We start from the raw sequence: 20,783 nt of genomic DNA on the forward strand, positions 1-20,783 counted from the left end.
TCGGTGCCCCCGTTGTGTCAGGGCGAATGTCACCGAAGATGGTTAACAAGCGGTAAGCGGGATTAAATTAGTCCAGCAAGCGGGCTGCTCGGATCGGCATATTTGCGCGTCGCCATACGGCCGGAGAGGTAGGCATCGCGGCCTGCCTCGACCGCGAGTTTCATCGCGCGGGCCATGCGGATGGGGTCTTTCGCCTCCGCGATGGCGGTGTTCATCAGCACTCCGTCGCAGCCAAGCTCCATGGCGACTGCGGCGTCCGAGGCCGTGCCGACGCCGGCATCGACCAGTACGGGCACGCTTGCGCCTTCCTTGATCAGGCGGATGGTCACGCGGTTCTGGATGCCGAGGCCGGAGCCGATCGGCGCGCCCAGCGGCATGACCGCGACAGCGCCTGCATCTTCCAGCTGTTTCGCGGCGATGGGATCGTCGACGCAATAGACCATCGGGAGGAAGCCCTCCTTGGCGAGCGTCTCGGTAGCCGTCAGCGTCTCGCGCATGTCGGGATAGAGCGTGCGCGCCTCGCCCAGAACCTCCAGCTTGACGAGGTCCCAGCCGCCCGCCTCGCGTGCCAGCCGGAGCGTGCGGATTGCATCGTCGGCCGTGAAGCAGCCCGCAGTGTTCGGCAGGTAGGTGATCTTCTTAGGGTCGATATAGTCGGTCAGCATCGGCGCCTTGGGGTCGCTGACATTCACGCGCCGCACCGCGACCGTGACGATTTCGGCTCCACTCGCTTCCAGGGCGGCGGCGTTCTGCTCGAAATCCTTGTATTTGCCCGTGCCGACGATGAGGCGGCTTTTGAAAGTGCGCCCGGCCACGCTCCACGTGTCGTCGTCACCTTGCCCGCCGCCGACGAAATGGACGATCTCCAGCGTATCGCCTTCGCTTAGCGCATGACTGCCCAGCTCGCTGCGCGGGGCAATCGTGCCATTGTGCTCGACCGCGACCTTCTCGGGCGCAAGGTCGAGTTCGCGGACCAGCTCGGCGATGGTGGTGGCGGAGGTGCGGCGGCTTTCGCCGTTGACGGTAAGGGCAATCATGCCGCCCGACTTAGTCGCCGCAACGCTCCTTGCAAGCGCTGGAATGCACATGGCGCAGGTTGAGGATATGCCCCAGTGAGACGAGCGCGACGCCGATGATTGTCAGGATCGCCTCCTTGTAGCCATGCGGAACGGCCAGCGCTGCACCCATGAAGGTGAGGCCGGTCATCGCAATCACGAAGGGCGCAGCCATCCGGTGACGCAATGCTCCCCAGCCGATCGCTACGCCCGCGATCAGCGTGGCGAGCAACAGGCCGTAACGGTGGATGTCGGGCGACAGGAAGAATTCCCCGCCGATGCCCAGACCGGATACGATGACGATCGAAAGCAGGCAGTGCAGCGCGCAGGCCCCGGACAGGAAGATGCCAACACGGTCAAGCCGGCGTCGAATCGGAAGGGTGGCGCGCTCGAACATTGCGATTTGCCACTTATGTGACGATGTAACATAATTCAAGCGGAACCGCGCGCCAAAGCGATAGCCGGTGCTTTCATAGCGAGCGACAGCGGTTGCCCGCTTTGCACTTGCGAAAGCTCGGAGGTCGCAGCACATGGGCGCGCATGACGGCAGATACCGAATCCCTGCGCCCGCGGGCTATTGCGATATGGCTCCTCGTCGTGGCAGTGCTGGTCGTACTGATGGTGTCGGTCGGCGGAATCACGCGGCTGACCGAGAGCGGGCTCTCGATCACCCAGTGGAAGCCGATCAGCGGGGCGATCCCGCCACTGAACGAGGCGGCATGGCGGGCCGAGTTCGACCTCTACAAGGCGACCGGGGAATACAAGAACGTAACCGGCCCGGCGGGCATGGACCTCGCCGCCTTCAAGTTCATCTATTTCTGGGAGTGGTTTCACCGCCAGCTCGGCCGCGTAATCGGGCTGGTCTACGCGCTTCCGCTGGTGTGGTTCTGGGTGCGCGGTGCTATTCCGCAGGGCTACAAATGGCGGCTGGTCGCATTGCTCGCGCTGGGCGGCCTGCAGGGTGTCTTCGGCTGGTTCATGGTGCGGAGCGGCCTTGCCGGGACGATGACCGACGTCAGCCATTTCTGGCTGTCGATCCATCTGCTCACCGCGCTGTTCACCCTCGGCGGCCTGATCTGGACGGCGCTGGACCTGCTGCGGCTGAAGGCGAGCGGCGCACCGCCCGCCCGCTGGACCAGAACCGCGAGTTGGGTCGGCCTCATCCTCTTCATTCAGCTTTTGCTCGGTGCATGGGTGGCGGGGCTCAATGCCGGGCTGGCAAGCGACACATGGCCGCTGATGCAGGATCGCTTGGTGCCGGAGTACGATACAGGCAAAGGTTTCTTCTACGCGTTGACCCATGACCCCTATCTGCTCCACTTCCTGCATCGCTGGTGGGCCTGGGTCGCCGTGGCCGCGCTCGTTATCATGGCGCGCAAGGTGAAACCGGTGCAGCGGCAGGCTTCGATTGCGATCCACGCAGCGTTCGGAACGCAGATCCTGCTCGGCATCGCAACCGTGATGACAGGGGTCGCCTTGTGGATTGCTGTCGCGCACCAGGTGGTGGGGGCGCTCCTCGTAGCGGCATTTGCATGGGGCGCGCACGTGTTGGGCCGGGAGCGATGACGGCGCTGATCTATTGCTCCTTTCCGGATCAGGAAACGGCAGCAAAGATCGGGGCGACCTTGCTCGACGAAGAGCTGATCGGTTGTATCAATATTGGTGGGCCGATCCACTCTCTCTTCGCTTGGGACGGCGAGCGTGGGGAGGGAACGGAAGTTCCGGCCCTGCTCAAAACTCACGCCCGGTTGCTCGACTCTGCAATCGCACGCCTTGAAAGCTTGCACCCCTACGATGCCCCGGCAATAGTGGGCTGGAATTGCGATGCGGCTGGCGCGGCGACGCAGGCGTGGCTTGATGGGGTCGGCCCGGCTTTGGGGGGATAGGAAGATGGCAGGGCCCGACCGACGCGAGGCGATGCTTCGCCTTGGCGCAATTGCCGTCCTGCCCATTGCGCTGGGCGGACACCCCGCATTCGCAGCGGAGAACCGCCCTATGCGCACAGCGCCGATGGGCGAGTATCGGCTTTCCCGCAAAGTGTCGCGTTCGCTTGTCGACGGCCGGATGCTAACGGTCGAGCGCGAGTGGTCATGCCGTTTTTCCGCAAGCGGAAGAGGCTTTTCGGTCAGCAGTTTCGACCAAAGCGCCAAAGTCGACGCTCCTGAAAGTCTGCAAGCGCTGGCCACTATGGAAGAAAAGCGGCGCGATAGCGGCCCCTTCCCCGCGCTGCTTGATGGCTCGGGCATGATTGTCGCTGCTCGAAGCACGCCGACAGGTGCGTCGAGCGATGCGATCGCTGCCGCAATGAGGGCGCTTCGGAATTTTACCGCGAGCGATGTCGACGTCGCCGATGCCCGCCAATTCCTGCACCGCCTCGCCGGCGCCGCAGGCGCGGCAATGAGCGCCATTCCACCGGACCTTTTCTTTCCAATACCTGGCGAACGCGAAGACGTGCGCGCTATCGCACTGCCCGGCGGCGGATCTGGGACCGTGGCCATCGCGCTGCGGAGTTCCGCTCACGAGCAAAGCGGGTTGCTCGACCGGTTCGAACGATTGGTGCAAACCCGGTTGGAGGGCGACACCCGTCACTCGAGCGAGGTCTGGCACTTGTACCGTTTTTAGCTAGGGTATTATTTTACCGCCCCGAAGGCCCCCGGAATCGCTTGACTTGCGGGCCCTTCACCGCCATTTGCCGCCCGCTTCGCGAATGCGGCAACGCTGGATTCGCAGGAAAGGCCGCCGACCAGGCGGCATGAACACTAGATACGGAAAACCAGCCATGAAGGCTCTCAGCAAGGTGACCCGGTCGGTCAAGCCGTCCGAGGTCGAAAAGAAGTGGCACATCATCGACGCCGAAGGTCTCGTCGTCGGTCGTGTTGCGGCGATCATCGCCAACATCCTGCGCGGCAAGCACAAGCCGATCTACACGCCACACGTCGATTGCGGCGACCATGTCATCGTCATCAATGCCGACAAGGTGAAGTTCACCGGCAAGAAGATGACCGACAAGGTCTATTACAAGCACACCGGCTGGGTCGGCGGCATCAAGGAAACGACGCCCGCCAAGGTGCTGGGCGGCCGCTTCCCCGAGCGCGTGCTCGAAAAGGCCGTGGAGCGCATGATCCCGCGCGGTCCGCTGGGCCGCGACCAGATGCGTGCGCTGCACGTCTTTGCCGGCACCGAGCATCCCTATGACGGCCAGAAGCCCGAGAAGCTCGACGTTGCCTCGATGAACCGCAAGAACAAGGCTGTTGCATAATGGCTGACGAAACCAAGAACGACACCGTCTCCGATCTCGCCGATCTGAAGGACATCGCTTCCGACGCCCCGCAGGGCGACGCTGCGGACATCGCCGCCACCGCCGAGGTTCCTCTGCGCGAGCAGGAGCTCGACAAGGAAGGCCGCGCCTATGCTACCGGTCGCCGCAAGGACGCGACGGCTCGCGTCTGGCTGAAGCCCGGCAGCGGCAAGGTCACCGTCAACGGCAAGGACCAGGAAGTCTATTTCGCACGCCCGACGCTGCGCCTGATCATCGACCAGCCCTTCGCCATCACCGAACGCCAGGGTCAGTACGACGTCGTCGCCACCGTCAAGGGTGGCGGTCTTTCGGGCCAGGCCGGTGCGGTCAAGCACGGCATCAGCCAGGCGCTCACCAAGTACGAGCCGGCCCTGCGCAGCACGGTCAAGGCCGCCGGCTTCCTGACCCGCGACAGCCGCGTGGTCGAGCGTAAGAAGTACGGCCGCGCCAAGGCACGCCGCAGCTTCCAGTTCTCGAAGCGCTAACCGGCTTACCGAGTTTTTCGGTCACCGAGGAAGGGCGGTCCCGCGAGGGGCCGCCCTTTTCACATGTGCTCAGTGCACGGGCGGATCGACACGCGGGACCTGCCTGACCGGCGCGACCGGCTCGCCGCTCTTCCGCGGGGGCATCGCATCTTCCGGCACGTCGTCGATCTGCATGTCGCGCGTCTCGACGTCTTCGAGATTGCGAACCGTGACCTTGAGGTTCTGCCCGTCGAATTCGATCTCGTTGAAGCTCGGCGGCGTCGAGCGGGTGCGTTGCGACAGCGTCCCGGCACCGATCATCCGTACCGGGCCTTCTGGCGTCTGCTCCATGATGTCGAAGGCATCGTGCACATGGCCGGACAGCACCGCGCGTACGGGCCGCTTCGCAAGGGCCCGAAGCGCCTTCTCGCCATGCTTGGTCAGCGCCGTGCCCTCTGTCCCGACCTCGCGCAGCGGATGATGCACGGCGACCAGCGCTTCTTTCCCCGCAGGAAGCGCATCGATTGCTGCCAGACATTTCTCCAGCGCCGCATCGGTCACCCACCCTTTCGACCAGTTGAAGCGGGGTTGTGCGCGTACGGCGGTCTTGAGTGGCACGATCGCAAGGCTGCCGAGATCGAGTTCTTTCTCGACCTTTTCTTCCATGCCGCGAAAGCGTTTGTAGGGCGTGAAGAATCGCTCGAACGGATTGAAATAGGGCATGTCGTGGTTGCCCACCTCAACCGTCACCGGCGCATCGAGCGAATTGATCCAGTGCGTCGCCGCTGCGAATTCCCGGTGGCGCGCACGCATTGTGAGATCGCCTGTGATCGCAACGGCATCGGGACGCCGTTCGGCAATTTCCTGCTTTACCCAATCGAGCGCGCGATTGTCTTCCAGCCCGAAGTGAATGTCGCTGAGGTGGAAAATGCGCCGGAAGTCAGTAGCCATGGTCGGTCGCTAGCAGATCGACTTCGGTTTCGGCCAGTTGCAATACCGCTTCGGGGCCGAGCATCTCGGGCTCCCCGTCCAGCAGAACATTCAATGGTTCGCCCTCGCAATTCGCGATCTCGATTCGGTCGAACAGGCCCAGCCGTTCGTGCGGGCCCTCGCGAAAGCGGTGTCGAAGCAGTGCCCAGCCCTGCCGCAGATAACTGGCGGCATCGTCGGCGCAGTAGGCGTCAACCTGCATACCCCGAGCGCTGGGCGTAATTTCGAGAAGGGGATACCCGTCCGGTCGACCTTGGGCCGGATCGGTCATTCGCACACGGGCGCCGTATGTGGTTTCGGCCACGGCATCGCTCGTATGTTCGGCAAGTCCGGCGACATCGATATCGCGCATCGCTTCGCGTACATTGGCCCATGCGGTCCCCGGGCCCGCGAGGAACCCAGCCAAGGCAATCCCCTTCTCGCAACGAACCACCGGAAGGCGAATCCGCCGGTATGCGCCCTGGGCTACGCGCGCGAGTATTTCCTCGGCCTCGACCTCTTCGCCATGGAGCCGGCCGCTGAGCAGGTTCATGGTCCCGCCCGGGAGAAAGAGTACCTCTCCGCCCCATCCGGCAAGCTTGGCGATTGCGCCATTGGCGGTGCCGTCGCCGGTGAAGATGATGAGTCGTTCTATGCCGCTTTCCTCGAGCAGCGACTTGCTCGGCAGGTCGGCATCGGGAAAGGACACGGTAAGGTCGCAGGCCAACCCCCGCTCGGCCAGGACCCGTTTCAACTCTTCCTCGCGCGCGTCGCTGTGGCTCCCGCTGCGGGTGTTGACGATCAACCAGCTCGGAGGACAGGCGGCCATACCCGGCAAGCGCGCGGTGTCGCCTTTTGGTTCCCCATCAAAGCCTTCCGGTTGCGACCAGCCAGCCGAACGCGCCGTTGGCGATTGTATAACCGGCATATAGCCAAGCCGCCGAAGGCCAGCCATTGGCGGCAAGGAGCATCGCGACCACCAGCACGGCAAACTCGAATGCCAAGGACACGCGTCCGCCGTTGCGGCGAAACGCAGCCGGCAAAGTCTCGAGAATCGGATGATCGCTTTCGATCAGAGCCTTGCTGAGCGCGAAATTGGCTACGCCGCACACAAAGAGAACCGCAAGCATCATCGATTGACGGCATAGTCTCGACGCCCGCCGATTGCCAAGCGCGCTTCGTCGGCCAGTTCGCGCCTTCCGTCCAATACGCGAGTCGTCCGTCGAATGCGCCGCGCGATTACAGGTGTAGCTGGGTAATACAGTTCCTGCGGAGGGCCTTCCAACAGTCCCCCAAAACCCTTCGGGCCCTCCGCAATCGCAGGAGAGATTCTAATGAGCAAAACGTTTGCAGCAATCGCCGCGCTTGGCCTCGTCGCCACAGCAGCGCCGGCAGTGGCGCAGGAAGGCGCCAACATCATCGTGACTTACGACGATCTCGATCTGGACACCGCAAAGGGGCAGAAGGAACTCGATCGGCGGATCGAAAAAGCCGCTCGACAGGTGTGCGGGCTGGATCGCCAGCGCACCGGCACACGGATCCGGGACCCTAAGGCTACCGAATGTCTTGCCTACGCCCGCAACAGCACGCGCGAATACGTCGCAGCAGCCGTCGTATCAGCCGGAAAGGGCGGATGACATCAGGACGAAACAAGCAGTTGTAGCTGCCTCAGAGCAGCGCGAGACGGGTGGCTGAGAAACCCCTGGCCAAACCCAAACTAGGCCCCGACCGGACGCAGTCCCCCGGTCGGGGCCGTCTTTGTTTTGGAGCTAACGCAATGGTCGCAAGCGAGCTCAATGCGTGCAGTCAGCGACCGGCCATCGCCTTGACCTTCGGCAGATAGGTTCGGCCGATCCGGAGAGCCTCGTCGTTTTCCAGCTCCACCGACCAGACTCCCAGGCCATCATGGCGGAGGCCCTGGATACGATCCTTGCGCAGGATAGTGGAGCGGTGGATGCGGATGAACTTTGCCGGATCGAGGCGCTTTTCCAGACCGGCGATCGTCTGCAGCAGCAGGTAAGTGCGCGCCTCGTCGCTTTCGCCGACATAGAGCCGCACATAGTCGCGCTCGGCATCGATGCGACCGACTTCGCTGGTGGCGATACGGATAAGCTCGGACCGGTGGGGGATCCAAAGCTCTTCGAGCCATTGGCTCTCTTCGCGCTCGCCGTCTCCGCGCCGGGCCATCGCGCGCTTGATCGCGCGCTCGAGACGATCCGGCTTCACCGGCTTGAGCACATAGTCCACCGCGTCCAGATCGAACGCCTCGACCGCGTAATTGTCATGCGCCGTCACGAAGACCACGGCCGGCCGCTGCTCCTCTTTGGCGAGCGCTTTGGCAACCGAAAGGCCGTCGACTTCCGGCATGGTCATGTCGAGCAACACGAGATCGGGCTTCAACGCTTCGATCAGCCGCAACGCCTGCGCGCCGTCGCTTGCCGTACCGACGACGGCGAGGTCCTCCATCCTGGCGCAGATGACCTGCATCCGCTCGACTGCCAGCGGCTCGTCATCGACGATCAGGGTGCGCAGTTTTTCCGACGTGTTTTCAGCCATGCTCATTTCACCATGGGTAGCCTGAGTTCGGTTTCATAGCCCTGCAATCCCGGGCCGGAAGTGACCGTCGCCTCTGCGCCGAACCGTGCCTCCAGCCGGTCGCGGACATTGGCGAGGCCGATACCGAAACCGCCGCTGTGGCCTGCGGGAACGCCCGGCCCGTCGTCGGCGACGGTAATGACCAGGCGACCATACTCCTCGCGCGCGACGATCGATACGGTAACGGGCCGCGCGCTGGCCGACACGCCGTATTTGACCGAATTCTCGACCAGTGGCTGCAGGATCATGCCCGGCACCCGGTAATGCTCCAGCTCGCGCGGGATGTCGACGTGGACGCGCAGGCGCTCCGGGAACCGCACCGCCTCGATCTCGAGATAGTGCTCCTGCAGGTCCACTTCGTCGGCCAGCGTCACATCGCCGGTCGATTCGTCGGCCAGGCTGTGCCGGTAGAAGCGCGAAATCGTCTGGATCATCTCCTCGGCCCGGTCCGACTTGCCGGTCATCACCAGCGCCGACAGCGAATTCAGCGTATTGAAGAGAAAGTGCGGATTAACCTGATAGCGCAGCGAACGCAGTTCCGCCGCCTTGGCCGCGCTCCGGAACCTCTCGCCTTCGCGCTCTGCCGCCAGCGCCTGCGCCCGCGCCTGCGTGGCGATATATAGCGCCGCCCAGGCCAGCAGCAGAAAATAGCGGCCCAGCGCGATGTCGAAAGTCATGCGCCATTTGTCCATCGCTGTCGGTGCCGGGGCGATGACGACGCTTTCCGGGGGCGCGAGACCTTCGGCAGCCTCTTCCACCTCACCGGTGATCTGCGGCCGCGGCAGGTCCACCAGGAGATTGCCGGACTCGTCGCGACGGATAGCTATGCCGCGCTCCTCACCGATGCGTTTCTCGATCTTTTCCTGGATGTTTGCAAAAACCCACTGGTTCGCCTGGGCAATCGCGATGGCGGCGGGAAAGGCGATGATCGCGGCTACGGCCACCTTGGCGGCCAGCGCCCTCCGATCGAACAGGCGCAGGATCAGCCACATGACGACTGTCACGGCCATGCCGATCGCGCAGACCAGGGCACGCCGCCACAGCATTTCCCATTCGAAGCCGAATCCGGAAAGCTCGCCACGAACGGTAACGAGAAGAAAGTAGATTCCCCAGACGGCCAGGATCGATCCCAGCACCGTCCGGGCCGGCAAGTGCGGCGTCGTAGAATTCATCAGGCGTTCAGCATCCAAATCATGCCCCGATGTGGCCGTTCGAGCCGCCAAAAGCCAGTCCGGCGGTCGAGAGCGTTCAGGCGTTGGTCGAGCGGAATGCTATTCAGCGGGCTCCAGATCACCTTCGGCGATCCGGCGGCGCCACTCGGCAGGCGCAAGCGTGTGGACGTTGTTGCCTTCGGCATCCACTGCGACCGTCACCGGCATGTCCTCGACCTCGAACTCGTAGATCGCTTCCATTCCGAGATCCTCGAAGGCCACGACCTGTGCGCCCTTGATCGCGCGGCTGACGAGATAGGCCGCGCCGCCGGTCGCCATGAGGTAGGCGACCTTGAAGTTGCTGATGATCTCGACGGCATTGTGCCCCCGCTCGGCCTTGCCGATCATCGCCAGCAGGCCGAGATCGAGCATCATTTCCGTGAACTTGTCCATGCGAGTGGCAGTGGTCGGACCGGCTGGGCCGACGACTTCGCCCATCACCGGGTCGACCGGGCCGACGTAATAGATCGCGCGGCCCCTGAAATCGACCGGCAGTTCCTCGCCAGCCTCCAGCATGTCGTGGATGCGTTTATGCGCCGCGTCGCGCCCGGTCAGCATCTTGCCCGACAGCAACAAGCGGTCGCCATGCTTCCAGCTCGCGACTTCTTCGGGCGTCAGCGCATCGAGGTCGACCCGCTTCGCCGCGCTGTCCGGTTTCCAGGTGACCTGCGGATAGTCGTCCAGTTTAGGCGGCTCCAGATACGCTGGACCGCTGCCGTCGAGCGTGAAATGGGCGTGGCGCGTGGCCGCGCAGTTGGGAATCATCGCCACCGGCTTGCCTGCCGCGTGACAGGGCGCGTCGAGGATCTTCACATCCAGCACGGTCGACAGGCCGCCCAGCCCCTGCGCGCCGACTCCCATCGCATTCACCGCGTCGAAGATGTCGATCCGCAGCTGCTCGATATCGTTCTGCGCCCCGCGTTGCTTGAGCTGGCCCATGTCGATCGGGTCCATCAGGCTGAGCTTGGCTAGCCGCATGCAATGCTCCGCCGTGCCGCCGATGCCGATGCCCAGCATGCCCGGCGGGCACCAGCCGGCGCCCATCGATGGAATCTGTTCGAGCACCCATTCGACGATATTGTCGGACGGGTTCATCATCTTGAACTTGGACTTGTTCTCGCTGCCGCCGCCCTTGGCCGCGACGTCTACGCCCACCGTGCTACCCGGCACCATCTCCACCGATAGTACGGATGGCGTATTGTCGCGCGTGTTGCGACGGGTGAAGGCCGGATCGGCGAGGATCGAGGCACGGAGCTTGTTGTCGGGATGGTTATAGGCGCGGCGGACACCCTCATCGACGACTTCCTGCAGCGATCGTTCGCTGTCGAGGCGGCAGTTCATGCCCCAGCGCACGAAGACATTGACGATGCCGGTGTCCTGACAGATCGGGCGGTGGCCTTCGGCGCACATCCGGCTGTTGGTGAGGATTTGCGCGATCGCATCCTTGGCCGCCGGGCCTTTCTCCGCCTCGTAGGCATCGCCCAAGGCGCGGATGTAATCCATCGCGTGGTAGTAGGAAATATACTGGAGCGCGTCGGCCACGCTTTCGATCAGGTCGTCTTCGCTGATGACGGTCATGTCGCTCATCGCCGGAAATTCCCATGTTGCAGAATTGCGCTCCCCGATAGGCGTGTTTGCCGCCATCGGTCAAAGCGCTTGGACACAAAAGCTCTTGCGCCTACAGCAAGCCGGCTTGACCCAGCGTGTTATTAGAGCAATACAGCGACCCACCATGACCACTACCCTCGCCCCCAAGACCGATTTCGCCGCCGCCCGCAAAGCGATGCTCGACAGCCAGCTGCGCACCAGCGGCGTGAACGAACCTTTCGTGCTCGAACGCATGGGTGCCGTTGCGCGCGAGGAGTTCGTGCCCGAATCGATGCGCAGCGTCGCCTATAGCGATCGCGCCGTGCGTCTGGGCGATGGCAAAGTCCTGCCGCAACCGCTGTTCCACGGCATGATGCTGTCCGAAGCGCAGCCGCTTGCGAGCGATGAAGTGCTCGTGGTCGACGGCGGCAGCGGATACCTGCCCGCGCTGGTCGAGCCGATGGTCAAATCGGTGCGGGTGATGAGCCCCGAGGACGCCGTCGGGGCTCGCAAGAAGGGCGTCTATTCGCTGGTCCTTGTCGATGGCGCGATCGAGCATGTCCCGGCGGGTCTCGCCAAGCTGGTTGCCGACGGCGGCCGGATCGTGACCGGCCTGGTAGAGCGCAATGTCACGCGGCTCGCGACAGGACGCAAAACCGCCGATGCGCTCGCCCTGTTGCCGCTGGCGGAGCTCGGCGTTCCGCGGCTCGCGCAGTTCGATCGGCCGACCAGCTGGAGTTTCTGATGGCGTCGATGCCCCCCATCAAGCGCCTGCTGGCGGGTAGCGCCCTGACAAGCGTCGCGCTTGCCCAACCCGCTGCGGCCGACACTCTGCAGGAAGCGCTGACCCAGGCTTACCTCTACAATCCTGTCCTGCTCGCCGCACAGGCCAATCAGCGGGCGACCGACGAGAATGTCCCGATCAACCGCGCGCAGGGCCTGCCGAGCGCCGATGCGACCGCGACCTATACCGAATTCGTCAGGACCTCGACCAATAGCTTCACCTCGCCCGACCGCGTGCTGCAGATCGGCCCGCAACTCAATGTGCCGATCTATTCCGGCGGCGCGATCAAGAATTCGATCGCCGCCGCAGAGCAGCGCGTCGAGGCCGGACAGGCGGATCTCCGCGGCACGGAAAGCGCGCTCTTCAGCCAGGTCGTCGCGGCCTATATGGACGTCCTCCTCGGCCAGGCGGTGACATCGCTGCGCGCCAACCAGATCGACGTGCTGCAAGTCAATGCGCAGGCGACCAGCGACCGCTTCGAAATCGGCGACCTGACACGGACCGACGTGGCGCAATCGGAGGCGCGACTGGCGTTGGCCCGCGGTGACTTCCGCAATGCGCAGGCAAATCTGATTTCAGCGCGCGAGACCTATATCCAGCTCGTCGGCGAAACGCCCGATAATCTCCAGCCGCCGCCGGCCCTGCCCGGCCTGCCGGAAAACGTCCAAACCGCCGTGGCTGTCGCGCTCGAAGACAATCCGGACCTGATCGCTGCCAAAGAACGGGCGCAGGCTGCGGGCTTCGACACCGAGGTCGCTGGATCGGGCCGCCTCCCCAATGTCGGCGTTTTCGCCAATGGCGGGTACAACAATTACTTCGGCACGCTGGCCGGCGGACAGGCAGGCATTTCGCAGGCGGAAACGACCGCCAATGTCGGCGTCCAGCTGCGGCTTCCGATTTTCCAGGGCGGCCTCCCGGCCGCACGGCAACGCCAGGCGCAGGCGCGCGAGACCGCCGCGCTGGAGCAGGTCATTGCTGCCGAACGCGACGTGATCGCGCAGGTTCGCGCCGCGTGGTCGAGCTGGCAGGCCTCGCTCGCCGTGATCGAGAGCAGCCAGGTCGCCGTCGATGCGGCGGCGCTCAGCCTCGAGGGTGTGCGGGCGGAAAACTCGATCGGCAATCGCACCATCCTCGACGTGCTGAATGCGGAGCAGGAGCTGCTGAATTCGCAGGTTCAGCTCGTGACTGCACGCCGGAACGCCTATGTGGCAGGCTTCACCCTGCTGGCCGCGATGGGCCGCGCGGAAGCGCGCGACCTCAACCTTGGCGATGCGGGCGTGCTTTACGATCCCGAGCTCAACTACCGGCGGGTGCGCGGCAAGATTTGGGATTGGGACCGCGATCCCGAGCCTGTTGCCGAGGCCACCCGCACCGTCGATCTGCCGGCAGCAAACGCCGATATCGCCGAAGAGGATGATTTCGCGGATAGAATCGATTAAGCATACTTTCCGAACGCTGCGAAAGCGTCGATTCGTGAAGCAGGGGTGCAATCGATTATGAATCAGGCTGGCGAACCTTCGGTCGAAGAGATTCTCGACTCGATCAAGAAAGTGATCGCGCGAGACAATCGCGATGCGATCATCACGGATCGTCGCCGCAAGTCTGCGCCCGTGGCCACTCCAGAACCGGCCGATGAGGAAGAGGCCGAAGAAGTCCTCGAACTCGATGCCGATTATGCCGTCGAAGATGCGGGCGACGAACCCGACGACGAGGAAGAGGATGCGCTGACCCGCGGCGATACACGCAAGGCGATGCAGGAAAACTTCGCCGCGCTCGCCATGCTGTCGCAACCGAGCAAGCAGCCGCAGATCGTCCGCTCGGGCGAGACTTCGCTGGAGGGCCTGGTGCGCGAAATGCTCCGCCCGATGCTGCGCGAATGGCTCGATGCCAACCTGCCCGGCATGGTCGAGGATATGGTCAAGGCGGAGATCGCCCGGATCGCCGGCAAACGCTCCTGATCGCGGAGCGCAATCTAAACGCTTAACTTTGCCGCGCGGCGCGGATAAGCCCTGCGTCCATGACTGCACGCAACCGGGTCGCTTTCCCGCTCGCCAGCGCCATTGCGCTTCTCGCTTCACCACTCGCCGCGCAGGACCGCGCGCCGATGAGCGCTCAGGACCTCGTCACCATGCCACGCCTCGGCGCGCCAAGCGTCGATCCGTCGGGACGCATGGCGGTCTATTCGGTGACGACGACCGATCCCGAGACCTATGAGCGGAGCAGCACGCTCTACATGCGCTCGCTCGCCGACATGGATGCCGCGCCGGTTGCGCTTGATCTCACGGGTGGCGACGCAAGGTTCGGCGGTGATGGCTGGCTCTATTACCTGCATGACGATCAGGTCTGGCGCACCCGGATCGGCCCCGACGGTAGTGTTTCCGAGACCTCGCAGGTCACCGACCTGCCCCGCGCCGTGAACGGCTTCCAGGTAGCGCGCGACGGATCGCGGCTGGCGATCTGGACCGATGTTGCGCGCAGCTGCACCGATCTTTCCTGCGATGACAGCGCGAAGACTTACGAGCCGGGACCCGGCACCGGACTGCTATTCGAAGGCGACGGCGGCTTCATCCGGCACTGGGACAGCTGGGAAACGCCCGGCACCTATAGCCGCGTATTCGTGCTGCCGCTCGAAGGCGGCAAGCAGGTCGGCGCAGCAAGGCCGGTCGATGGTGCCATCGGTGCTGGCGGACCGAGCGGCGATACGCCCACCGCGCCCTTCGGTGGAAGCGAGGATGTCGCCTTCGCGCCCAATGGCCAAGGCCTTTATTTCACCGCGCGCGAGGGCGGGCAGACCGAGCCATACTCGACCAATCTCGACATCTGGTTCTCAGATTTCTCCGGCAACGCACCGACCAATCTGACCGACGCCAACGAGGCTCTCGACGCGCTACCGACCCCGTCGCCCGACGGCCAATATCTCGCCTATGTCGCCATGGAGCGGCCCACCTACGAGGCAGACCGGCAGGTAGTCATGCTCCGCGATCTGCGCACCGGTGTGGCCACGCCGCTGACGAAGGACTTCGACCGCAGCTTCGGCTCGCTCGCCTGGACGCCCGATTCCCGCTGGATCGTCGCCACGGCGCAGGACGTGCTCGACACGCCGGCCTTTCGCATCGATCCGCGCACCGGAGAGGTCGTCCGGCTCGATCTGATGGCGGGGAACGAGGCGCATATCGGCAATGTGGTGCCGCTCCATGGCGGCGGGCTGGTGTTCACCCGCGACTCGATCGGCGCGCCTGCGGAGATGTACCTCGCCAGCGACTGGGATCAGGCCACGCCGCTGACGGATGTCGCGATGAGTCGGATGGGCAATCTGACGCCCGTCTCGGTCGAGCGGTTCAGTTTTACCGGAGCGGGGGGCGACACCGTCTGGGGTCAGATCACCAAGCCGGACGGCGTTTCCAGCCAGCTTCCGGCAATCCTCTACGTCCATGGCGGCCCGCAGGGATCGTTCAACGATGGCTGGTCGAGCCGCTGGAATCCGCGTGTCGTTGCGAGCCAGGGCTATGCGGTGATCTCGGTCGATTTTCATGGGTCCACCGGATACGGCCAGGCCTTCACCGATGCGATCAATCGCGACTGGGGCGGCAAGCCGTTGGAGGACCTGCAGAAGGGCCTCGCAGCCGCGCTCGAATTCGACACGCAGATCGACGGCAGCCGCGCCTGCGCCATGGGCGCGAGCTACGGCGGCTACATGATGAACTGGATCGCCGGCCAGTGGCCCGACCGTTTCGACTGCCTCGTCCAGCACGACGGCCTGTTCGACATGCGCAGCTTCTATTTCACGACCGAGGAATTGTGGTTCCCGCGCTGGGATTTCGGCGGTGGCTATCTGGAAAACCCCCAAGCTTACGAGAAGTGGAATCCGGTCAACCACGTCGATGAGTGGCAAACACCCATGCTGGTCATCACCGGCATGAAGGATTTCCGCGTGCCGTACACGCAAGGCATCGCCAGCTTCACCGCCTTGCAGGAAAAGCAGATACCCAGCCAGTTGCTCGTTTTTCCCGACGAGAACCACTGGGTGCTGAAGCCGAAGAATTCGCTGCAGTGGCACAATACCGTGTTCGCGTGGCTCGACCGCTGGCTGAAGCCCGCAGAATGAGTGTGAGCGACAAGAAACTACACAAGGCGCGCAGGGCCCTGACCAAGATCGGCGGTGCCTCGGCAGAGCGGCAGATCTTCCTGTGCGCCGTGTCCGAGAAGCAGAAGTGCTGCAAGCGCGACGAGGGCAAGGCCGCCTGGAATTACCTCAAGAAGCGGCTGAAGGAGCTGAAGCTCGTCGGGCCGGGAGCGACGGTGCAACGGACCAAGGCCGATTGTCTGCAGGTCTGCGAGGCGGGACCTATCGCGGTCGTCTGGCCGGAGAACGTCTGGTATCACTCCTGCAACGAAGAGGTGCTGGAAGCGATCATCCAGCGTCACCTCATCGGCGGCGTGCCGGTGGAGGAATTCCGGCTCTATCCAGCGGACTGATCGTCGCGGTCGTCGGCCAGCGGATCGTCGATCGATTCGTCGTGGCCGGTGCCCGATGACAGAAACACCAACCCCATCAGCGCGCTCGCCAGCAGCATGGTGAAGCCGATCCCCAGCGCCGCCGCAATGTAGTAATGGATCGAGACGGCATCGCTGCCGAACTTCCATAGCAGCGCCAGCGAAATCGCGACCACGCCCACGGTCAGCAGGAACATGAAGCGCATGATCCGCCGGAACCGCGCCCAGGCGAATGCGGCGTTTTGCGGATCGTCGAGGGGAGACTTCTTCACCATCGCGCTTCCTCTGGCCGCTTGCCCCGCGCCTTGCAATGACCTTGCCGGGCCGCCCCGCGTCACGGATTCGCATTTTGCGCCGTTTGATGGCATTCTCCCGACCATAAAAAGGGAGACGACAGCGCCATGGATATCGGATCGCTCATCGCAGATCGCAGAAGCTCGGACGTGATTTCCTGTTCGGTCGATGGCCAGGTCAGGGAGGCGGTGCGGTTGCTGGCTTCCAAGCGCATCGGTGCTTTGCCGGTAATGGAGGGTGGCAAGGTCGTCGGCATCTTCTCCGAACGCGATGTGATTTATCGCCTGGCCGAGGAGGGCGACGCCTGCCTCGCTCGCCCGGTCGGCGACGTGATGACCTCGCCGCCGATCACGGTCGATCGCGCGACCAAGATCGACCAGGCGCTCGCGCTGATGACCAAGCGCCGCATTCGCCACCTGCCCGTGCTCGACGGCGACACCATGTGCGGTTTCATTTCGATCGGCGATCTCGTGAAATCGCGCTTCGACGAGGTGCAGCACGAAGCCGAAGCCATGCGCGATTATATCGCCCACGCTTGAGCGCAGGCGCAGCGATCCCTACATTCAAGCCATGACAGGCACACCCACATTGACTGAAGCGGCGGCAACGCGCGTCGCAGCGATCGCGCAGAAGCAGGCGAAGCCCGCAGTATTGCGCTTGTCCGTCGAGGGGGGCGGTTGTTCTGGCTTCCAGTACAAGTTCGACCTCGCCCAAGCGCCGGACAGCGACGATGCCGTCAGCGAAACCGATGGCGTGAAACTCGTCGTCGATCCCGTAAGCCTGGATCTGCTGGCCGGGAGCAAGGTCGATTTCGTCGAGGATCTGGGCGGCGCGGCCTTCAAGGTCGAGAACCCCCAGGCGGCCGCCGGGTGCGGTTGCGGATCGAGCTTCGGGATTTGAGTTAGACCCGCGCGCACCTTTCGGGCATCACGCCTGAATGCGTATCGCCACCTACAACATCAACGGCATCAAGGCGCGCCTGCCGCGCCTGAAGGAATGGCTCGAGGAAACCCGCCCCACCGTCGCCTGCCTGCAGGAAATCAAGACGATGGACGACGGCTTCCCCGCCGACGAGTTCGAGGCCATCGGCTACAAGGCGATCTGGCACGGCCAGAAGAGCTTCAACGGCGTCGCGATCCTGGCCGACGGTATCGAGCCGGTCGAAGTGCAGCGCGACCTCGGTATCGATGGCCCGAAGGACGGCGAGGGCGAACAGGCCCGCTATCTCGAAGGCGAGGTGAACGGGGTGCGCATCTGCAACCTCTACCTACCTAATGGCAATCCGCATCCGGGGCCCAAATTCGACTACAAGCTTGCCTGGATGGACAAGCTGCGTGCCCGCATGCGCGAAATCTGGCGCGAGGAAGTTCCGGCGGTCGTCCTCGGCGATTTCAACGTCATTCCCGAGGACAAGGATGTCTGGTCCGTCCGCGCGATGGCGAACGATGCGCTGATGCAGCCCGAATCGCGCGATGCCTATCGCCGCTTTCTCGACGATGGCTGGACCGATGCGATCGACACGCTCAATCCACGCGGCGGCGTATGGACCTACTGGGACTACCAGGCCGGTGCCTGGCAGCGCGATCACGGATTCCGCATCGATCACCTGCTGCTGTCGCCCGAGACCGCCGATCGGATGACGGCAGCCGGCGTGGACAAGGAGTATCGCGGGCGTGAGAAAGCCAGCGATCACACGCCCGTCTGGGTAGAGCTACGCGACTGAGCGCCATGCGAAAGGGGCCGCCGCTCGCGCGACGACCCCTTACGTTTCCGATCCGCCGATCAACGGTAGAAAATGTGCGTATCGATGGTCGCAGTGGCGATCTTCTTGCGGCTCCAGCTCGGCCGCACGTATTTCGCATGGAAGAACAGGGCATCGCCGGCTTCGCTCTCCCACAAGCCGCGGTGGGCGATGCGGGCAAGGGCCTTGGCCTTGGTCCACGCTGCGGTAGCGGTGCGAATGCGCGGCATGCGACCGCCCTTCACGAATGAGAACTGCGCGCGCTGGTAGACGACGCCGCAATAGCTCGACGGGAAGCGGCGGTCCTCCGCGCGGTTGATGATGACCTGCGCCACGGCCAGCTGGCCCGCCAGCGGCTCGCCGCGGGATTCGAAATAGATCGCACCGGCAAGGCACTGGAGTTCGGGCGACAGCTCGCCGGTGGCGGGCATCGCGTCGACCAGCTCGCGCAGGCTCTGGGCGCGCGGCGCTTCTTCGACGACGGGAATTTCGGGTTCGGCTTCCTCGGGAAGCTCCTGCACCACCTCGTTCTGTACGAAGACCGGAACGACCTCTTCGGTCACTTCGGGTTCGGCGGTGGCGATTTCGGTTGCTTGCGCCGCAACCTGGGCGTTGGCGCCGGAACTTTCCGCTCCGGCGAGCGTGGTAAGGGCGATCGCCGCGACAGCCGCGGTGAAACCGGTAAATTTACGGACCATTTTTCTGCTAAACTAAGCGGTTGATGGCCTGATGCAGACTGGGATCCGTGCGCGTTGTTCGCGTCGTTGAACTGGATCCGTTACGGGCCTGCCGCCCATCCCCCGTCTGCGTGCTAGCCTACCGACCCCATTGCCGAAGCAGGCCGCCTACGCATCGAAGTTGGGCGGCCAAGTAGTCACATCCGAAACCAAGTCAAGTTATTGCACTGCGGAATCGATGAACCGTTCCGCATCGGCGATATCCAGCTCGACCACCCAGCAATCGGGATCCGACTGTTTTCTGCGAGCGATGTATTCGTTAAATTCTTGTGGATTTTCAGAGTCTTGCTTTCGAGAGCGAGTGAAGCTGCGCGATCCGTCTAGCTGGGGCATGCGTTCCCAAAGAGTTGCGTTCTCGCCGCGATCGAGAGCGACGATAAGGAGCGTCCCGGCGTCCTTCTCTCCGCGCTGCAAAACGGTTGCAAAGCCACCTGCAGCCGATACCGAGCGCACCAGGCCCGAAACCTCGACATGTGCGGGGAGCCGCGCATCCATCTCGTTCAAACCTTGGTTACGTAGCCGGGGAGACTCGACAGAGCGATTCGCGAGCGCATGAAGGTGCCGGTCCCACGACCGATCTCGTCTCCCTCCTCATCGACCAGCCGCGATTCGGCGACGAATACCCGCTTGCGGCCGCTGACCCATTTGCCCTCGGCTATCACCTTCCCCGTCCGGACCGGCTTGGTGAAATGGAGGTTGAAAGACGTGGTCAGAAGGAAGCGATCGGTCGCCAGCGTGTTCGCGGCGTAGAACGCCGCATCGTCGAGCATCTTGAAGTAGATCGTGCCATGCGCGGCACCGGCCGCGTGATAGACTTCCTCGGTCACATCGAAAGCGATCCGGGCATGGCCCTCGTCAGGGATCGAAAGGCGCGAGGCGAACAGAGCATTGACCGGCGCCGAAGTGTAAAGCGCCTCCAGCGCGCGATAATGCCGCTCGGCCCCGCTATTTGCCGCCCCGTCCGCCATCAATCAGCTCCGCCTAGCGCGGCTCGACCCAGCCGATCGAACCGTCGTGGCGGCGATAGACCATATTGTGCTGCTCGCTCCCGGCGTTCTTGAACAGGAGCGCATTGGCGTTTTGCAAATCGAGCATCATGACCGCATCAGCGACGCTGCATTCGGGAATGATGGCGCGCGTTTCGGCGATGACCGGCGGGCTGTCGACTGTGACTTCCTCGTCGTCGTCGGCATCGGGTGCGGCGAGGATGGTGTAGGCAGCCTCTTCCTCGCGCAGCGCATGTGCGGCCTGTTCGTGGCGGTCCTGGATCCGGCGCTTGTAGCGGCGCAGCTGCTTTTCGATCTTCGCTGCGGCCTGATCGAAGGATTGGTGTACGTCATGCGCCTCGGCATGGCCCTTGAGGATCAGGCCCTGCATCACATGGGTGACAATATCTGCGGTGAACGAGCCGCCCGGACCCTTGCCGAACGTGACATGGGAGGAGATCGCGCGATTGAAATACTTGTCGACGATGGCGTTCATGCGGTCGTCGACATGCTCCTGCAGAGCGGCGCCGGTATCGATCTGGTGGCCGGAAACGCGGATATCCATTGC

27 protein-coding genes are annotated in these 20,783 nt (G+C 63.8%); 14 read left to right on the plus strand and 13 right to left on the minus strand.

Annotated elements, in window-relative coordinates; translation table 11 throughout:
• Positions 1-62: 62 nt before the first annotated feature.
• Together thiS and P8R33_RS12945 are read right to left on the minus strand one after the other, a co-directional pair.
• Positions 63-1,037: a sulfur carrier protein ThiS gene (gene thiS / locus P8R33_RS12940; protein WP_278329381.1), complete on the minus strand. Its 975-nt coding sequence runs from the start codon at positions 1,035-1,037 to the stop codon at positions 63-65.
• A gap of 10 nt (positions 1,038-1,047) precedes the next feature.
• Complete coding sequence (locus tag P8R33_RS12945; RefSeq protein ID WP_278329382.1) at positions 1,048-1,452, minus strand: MerC domain-containing protein; 405 nt, start codon at positions 1,450-1,452, stop codon at positions 1,048-1,050.
• Between the two features lie 143 nt (positions 1,453-1,595).
• Between P8R33_RS12945 and P8R33_RS12950 the strand changes: the two genes are divergently transcribed.
• From P8R33_RS12950 to rpsI, 5 genes are all read left to right on the plus strand, one after another.
• The gene (locus tag P8R33_RS12950; protein ID WP_278329383.1) at positions 1,596-2,621 is read left to right on the plus strand and encodes a COX15/CtaA family protein; all 1,026 of its coding nucleotides are present in this window, start codon (positions 1,596-1,598) and stop codon (positions 2,619-2,621) included.
• Complete coding sequence (cutA, locus tag P8R33_RS12955; RefSeq protein ID WP_278329384.1) at positions 2,618-2,941, plus strand: divalent-cation tolerance protein CutA; 324 nt, start codon at positions 2,618-2,620, stop codon at positions 2,939-2,941. The genes P8R33_RS12950 and cutA overlap by 4 nt, the downstream gene beginning before the upstream one ends.
• A gap of 4 nt (positions 2,942-2,945) precedes the next feature.
• On the plus strand, positions 2,946-3,677 hold the full coding sequence (locus tag P8R33_RS12960; RefSeq protein ID WP_278329385.1) for a hypothetical protein: 732 nt from the start codon (positions 2,946-2,948) through the stop codon (positions 3,675-3,677).
• 157 nt (positions 3,678-3,834) lie between these two features.
• Complete coding sequence (rplM, locus tag P8R33_RS12965; protein ID WP_278329386.1) at positions 3,835-4,314, plus strand: 50S ribosomal protein L13; 480 nt, start codon at positions 3,835-3,837, stop codon at positions 4,312-4,314.
• Positions 4,314-4,838, plus strand: a complete 525-nt coding sequence (gene rpsI, locus P8R33_RS12970; RefSeq protein WP_278329387.1) for a 30S ribosomal protein S9 — start codon at positions 4,314-4,316, stop codon at positions 4,836-4,838. Before rplM ends, rpsI begins: the two co-directional genes overlap by 1 nt.
• A gap of 69 nt (positions 4,839-4,907) precedes the next feature.
• Here rpsI and P8R33_RS12975 read toward each other — a convergent pair whose 3' ends face one another.
• The 3 genes from P8R33_RS12975 to P8R33_RS12985 are packed head-to-tail and all read right to left on the minus strand — an operon-like array spanning position 4,908 to position 6,919.
• Complete coding sequence (locus P8R33_RS12975) at positions 4,908-5,768, minus strand: metallophosphoesterase family protein (protein ID WP_278329388.1); 861 nt, start codon at positions 5,766-5,768, stop codon at positions 4,908-4,910.
• Positions 5,758-6,615 carry a diacylglycerol kinase family protein gene (locus P8R33_RS12980; RefSeq protein WP_278329389.1) on the minus strand — a complete coding sequence of 286 codons (858 nt, stop codon included), beginning with the start codon at positions 6,613-6,615 and terminating at the stop codon, positions 5,758-5,760. The genes P8R33_RS12975 and P8R33_RS12980 overlap by 11 nt, the downstream gene beginning before the upstream one ends.
• 37 nt (positions 6,616-6,652) lie before the next feature.
• Positions 6,653-6,919, minus strand: coding sequence for a hypothetical protein (locus P8R33_RS12985; RefSeq protein ID WP_278329390.1), 267 nt, complete (start codon positions 6,917-6,919; stop codon positions 6,653-6,655).
• Between the two features lie 201 nt (positions 6,920-7,120).
• Here P8R33_RS12985 and P8R33_RS12990 point away from each other — a divergent pair, with 201 nt between their 5' ends.
• Positions 7,121-7,423, plus strand: a complete 303-nt coding sequence (locus tag P8R33_RS12990) for a UrcA family protein (RefSeq protein WP_278329391.1) — start codon at positions 7,121-7,123, stop codon at positions 7,421-7,423.
• 169 nt (positions 7,424-7,592) lie between these two features.
• Here the strand turns inward: P8R33_RS12990 and P8R33_RS12995 are convergent, their stop codons facing one another.
• From P8R33_RS12995 to P8R33_RS13005, 3 genes are all read right to left on the minus strand, one after another.
• Positions 7,593-8,342, minus strand: coding sequence for a LytR/AlgR family response regulator transcription factor (locus tag P8R33_RS12995; RefSeq protein ID WP_278329392.1), 750 nt, complete (start codon positions 8,340-8,342; stop codon positions 7,593-7,595).
• 2 nt (positions 8,343-8,344) lie between these two features.
• Positions 8,345-9,553 (minus strand): sensor histidine kinase, encoded by a 1,209-nt coding sequence (locus P8R33_RS13000; protein ID WP_278329393.1) that lies wholly within the window; start codon positions 9,551-9,553, stop codon positions 8,345-8,347.
• 99 nt (positions 9,554-9,652) lie between these two features.
• Positions 9,653-11,170: a fumarate hydratase gene (locus tag P8R33_RS13005; protein ID WP_278329564.1), complete on the minus strand. Its 1,518-nt coding sequence runs from the start codon at positions 11,168-11,170 to the stop codon at positions 9,653-9,655.
• A 154-nt stretch (positions 11,171-11,324) separates the two neighbouring features.
• On the opposite strand from P8R33_RS13005, the gene P8R33_RS13010 reads away from it, so the two are divergent.
• Genes P8R33_RS13010 through P8R33_RS13030 form a run of 5 tightly spaced genes read left to right on the plus strand, consistent with a single transcriptional unit; the run spans position 11,325 to position 16,439 of the window.
• Positions 11,325-11,924: a protein-L-isoaspartate O-methyltransferase family protein gene (locus tag P8R33_RS13010; protein WP_278329394.1), complete on the plus strand. Its 600-nt coding sequence runs from the start codon at positions 11,325-11,327 to the stop codon at positions 11,922-11,924.
• Entirely contained in the window at positions 11,924-13,402 is a 1,479-nt protein-coding gene (locus P8R33_RS13015) for a TolC family outer membrane protein (protein WP_446532518.1), read from the plus strand. The genes P8R33_RS13010 and P8R33_RS13015 overlap by 1 nt, the downstream gene beginning before the upstream one ends.
• Before the next feature lie 57 nt (positions 13,403-13,459).
• The gene (locus tag P8R33_RS13020) at positions 13,460-13,921 is read left to right on the plus strand and encodes a DUF2497 domain-containing protein (RefSeq protein ID WP_278329395.1); all 462 of its coding nucleotides are present in this window, start codon (positions 13,460-13,462) and stop codon (positions 13,919-13,921) included.
• 59 nt (positions 13,922-13,980) lie between these two features.
• Positions 13,981-16,068, plus strand: a complete 2,088-nt coding sequence (locus tag P8R33_RS13025; protein ID WP_278329396.1) for a dipeptidyl-peptidase 5 — start codon at positions 13,981-13,983, stop codon at positions 16,066-16,068.
• Positions 16,065-16,439 (plus strand): (2Fe-2S) ferredoxin domain-containing protein, encoded by a 375-nt coding sequence (locus tag P8R33_RS13030; RefSeq protein WP_278329397.1) that lies wholly within the window; start codon positions 16,065-16,067, stop codon positions 16,437-16,439. Before P8R33_RS13025 ends, P8R33_RS13030 begins: the two co-directional genes overlap by 4 nt.
• Here the strand turns inward: P8R33_RS13030 and P8R33_RS13035 are convergent.
• Positions 16,424-16,732, minus strand: a complete 309-nt coding sequence (locus P8R33_RS13035) for a hypothetical protein (RefSeq protein WP_278329398.1) — start codon at positions 16,730-16,732, stop codon at positions 16,424-16,426. The two genes, P8R33_RS13030 and P8R33_RS13035, sit on opposite strands and share 16 nt — an antisense overlap.
• Before the next feature lie 126 nt (positions 16,733-16,858).
• Here P8R33_RS13035 and P8R33_RS13040 point away from each other — a divergent pair, with 126 nt between their 5' ends.
• Genes P8R33_RS13040 through xth form a run of 3 tightly spaced genes read left to right on the plus strand, consistent with a single transcriptional unit; the run spans position 16,859 to position 18,474 of the window.
• Positions 16,859-17,290: a CBS domain-containing protein gene (locus P8R33_RS13040; protein WP_278329399.1), complete on the plus strand. Its 432-nt coding sequence runs from the start codon at positions 16,859-16,861 to the stop codon at positions 17,288-17,290.
• Positions 17,291-17,321: 31 nt separating this feature from the next.
• Positions 17,322-17,651 carry an iron-sulfur cluster insertion protein ErpA gene (gene erpA / locus P8R33_RS13045; protein ID WP_278329400.1) on the plus strand — a complete coding sequence of 110 codons (330 nt, stop codon included), beginning with the start codon at positions 17,322-17,324 and terminating at the stop codon, positions 17,649-17,651.
• Between the two features lie 37 nt (positions 17,652-17,688).
• The gene (gene xth, locus P8R33_RS13050; RefSeq protein WP_278329401.1) at positions 17,689-18,474 is read left to right on the plus strand and encodes an exodeoxyribonuclease III; all 786 of its coding nucleotides are present in this window, start codon (positions 17,689-17,691) and stop codon (positions 18,472-18,474) included.
• Positions 18,475-18,533: 59 nt separating this feature from the next.
• Here the strand turns inward: xth and P8R33_RS13055 are convergent, their stop codons facing one another.
• The 4 genes from P8R33_RS13055 to hpf form a co-directional block, all read right to left on the minus strand.
• The gene (locus tag P8R33_RS13055) at positions 18,534-19,190 is read right to left on the minus strand and encodes a cell wall hydrolase (protein WP_278329402.1); all 657 of its coding nucleotides are present in this window, start codon (positions 19,188-19,190) and stop codon (positions 18,534-18,536) included.
• A 198-nt stretch (positions 19,191-19,388) separates the two neighbouring features.
• Positions 19,389-19,724, minus strand: a complete 336-nt coding sequence (locus P8R33_RS13060) for a DUF1491 family protein (RefSeq protein ID WP_278329566.1) — start codon at positions 19,722-19,724, stop codon at positions 19,389-19,391.
• Positions 19,725-19,729: 5 nt separating this feature from the next.
• A complete protein-coding gene (locus P8R33_RS13065; RefSeq protein WP_278329403.1) occupies positions 19,730-20,197 on the minus strand; it encodes a PaaI family thioesterase in 468 nt (155 codons plus the stop codon).
• Between the two features lie 13 nt (positions 20,198-20,210).
• A complete protein-coding gene (hpf, locus tag P8R33_RS13070; protein ID WP_278329404.1) occupies positions 20,211-20,780 on the minus strand; it encodes a ribosome hibernation-promoting factor, HPF/YfiA family in 570 nt (189 codons plus the stop codon).
• Between the last annotated feature and the right edge of the window lie 3 nt (positions 20,781-20,783).

This window comes from Qipengyuania flavescens (assembly GCF_029688735.1).
Classification (GTDB): Bacteria; Pseudomonadota; Alphaproteobacteria; order Sphingomonadales; family Sphingomonadaceae; genus Qipengyuania.

Coding starts and splice junctions, on each gene's coding strand:
- thiS (WP_278329381.1), bottom strand. CDS start 1,037: ATGATTGCCCTTACCGTCAACGGCGAAAGCCGCCGCACCTCCGCCACC.
- P8R33_RS12945 (WP_278329382.1), bottom strand. CDS start 1,452: ATGTTCGAGCGCGCCACCCTTCCGATTCGACGCCGGCTTGACCGTGTT.
- P8R33_RS12950 (WP_278329383.1), top strand. CDS start 1,596: ATGACGGCAGATACCGAATCCCTGCGCCCGCGGGCTATTGCGATATGG.
- cutA (WP_278329384.1), top strand. CDS start 2,618: ATGACGGCGCTGATCTATTGCTCCTTTCCGGATCAGGAAACGGCAGCA.
- P8R33_RS12960 (WP_278329385.1), top strand. CDS start 2,946: ATGGCAGGGCCCGACCGACGCGAGGCGATGCTTCGCCTTGGCGCAATT.
- rplM (WP_278329386.1), top strand. CDS start 3,835: ATGAAGGCTCTCAGCAAGGTGACCCGGTCGGTCAAGCCGTCCGAGGTC.
- rpsI (WP_278329387.1), top strand. CDS start 4,314: ATGGCTGACGAAACCAAGAACGACACCGTCTCCGATCTCGCCGATCTG.
- P8R33_RS12975 (WP_278329388.1), bottom strand. CDS start 5,768: ATGGCTACTGACTTCCGGCGCATTTTCCACCTCAGCGACATTCACTTC.
- P8R33_RS12980 (WP_278329389.1), bottom strand. CDS start 6,615: ATGGCCGCCTGTCCTCCGAGCTGGTTGATCGTCAACACCCGCAGCGGG.
- P8R33_RS12985 (WP_278329390.1), bottom strand. CDS start 6,919: ATGATGCTTGCGGTTCTCTTTGTGTGCGGCGTAGCCAATTTCGCGCTC.
- P8R33_RS12990 (WP_278329391.1), top strand. CDS start 7,121: ATGAGCAAAACGTTTGCAGCAATCGCCGCGCTTGGCCTCGTCGCCACA.
- P8R33_RS12995 (WP_278329392.1), bottom strand. CDS start 8,342: ATGGCTGAAAACACGTCGGAAAAACTGCGCACCCTGATCGTCGATGAC.
- P8R33_RS13000 (WP_278329393.1), bottom strand. CDS start 9,553: ATGAATTCTACGACGCCGCACTTGCCGGCCCGGACGGTGCTGGGATCG.
- P8R33_RS13005 (WP_278329564.1), bottom strand. CDS start 11,170: ATGACCGTCATCAGCGAAGACGACCTGATCGAAAGCGTGGCCGACGCG.
- P8R33_RS13010 (WP_278329394.1), top strand. CDS start 11,325: ATGACCACTACCCTCGCCCCCAAGACCGATTTCGCCGCCGCCCGCAAA.
- P8R33_RS13015 (WP_446532518.1), top strand. CDS start 11,924: ATGGCGTCGATGCCCCCCATCAAGCGCCTGCTGGCGGGTAGCGCCCTG.
- P8R33_RS13020 (WP_278329395.1), top strand. CDS start 13,460: ATGAATCAGGCTGGCGAACCTTCGGTCGAAGAGATTCTCGACTCGATC.
- P8R33_RS13025 (WP_278329396.1), top strand. CDS start 13,981: ATGACTGCACGCAACCGGGTCGCTTTCCCGCTCGCCAGCGCCATTGCG.
- P8R33_RS13030 (WP_278329397.1), top strand. CDS start 16,065: ATGAGTGTGAGCGACAAGAAACTACACAAGGCGCGCAGGGCCCTGACC.
- P8R33_RS13035 (WP_278329398.1), bottom strand. CDS start 16,732: ATGGTGAAGAAGTCTCCCCTCGACGATCCGCAAAACGCCGCATTCGCC.
- P8R33_RS13040 (WP_278329399.1), top strand. CDS start 16,859: ATGGATATCGGATCGCTCATCGCAGATCGCAGAAGCTCGGACGTGATT.
- erpA (WP_278329400.1), top strand. CDS start 17,322: ATGACAGGCACACCCACATTGACTGAAGCGGCGGCAACGCGCGTCGCA.
- xth (WP_278329401.1), top strand. CDS start 17,689: ATGCGTATCGCCACCTACAACATCAACGGCATCAAGGCGCGCCTGCCG.
- P8R33_RS13055 (WP_278329402.1), bottom strand. CDS start 19,190: ATGGTCCGTAAATTTACCGGTTTCACCGCGGCTGTCGCGGCGATCGCC.
- P8R33_RS13060 (WP_278329566.1), bottom strand. CDS start 19,724: ATGGATGCGCGGCTCCCCGCACATGTCGAGGTTTCGGGCCTGGTGCGC.
- P8R33_RS13065 (WP_278329403.1), bottom strand. CDS start 20,197: ATGGCGGACGGGGCGGCAAATAGCGGGGCCGAGCGGCATTATCGCGCG.
- hpf (WP_278329404.1), bottom strand. CDS start 20,780: ATGGATATCCGCGTTTCCGGCCACCAGATCGATACCGGCGCCGCTCTG.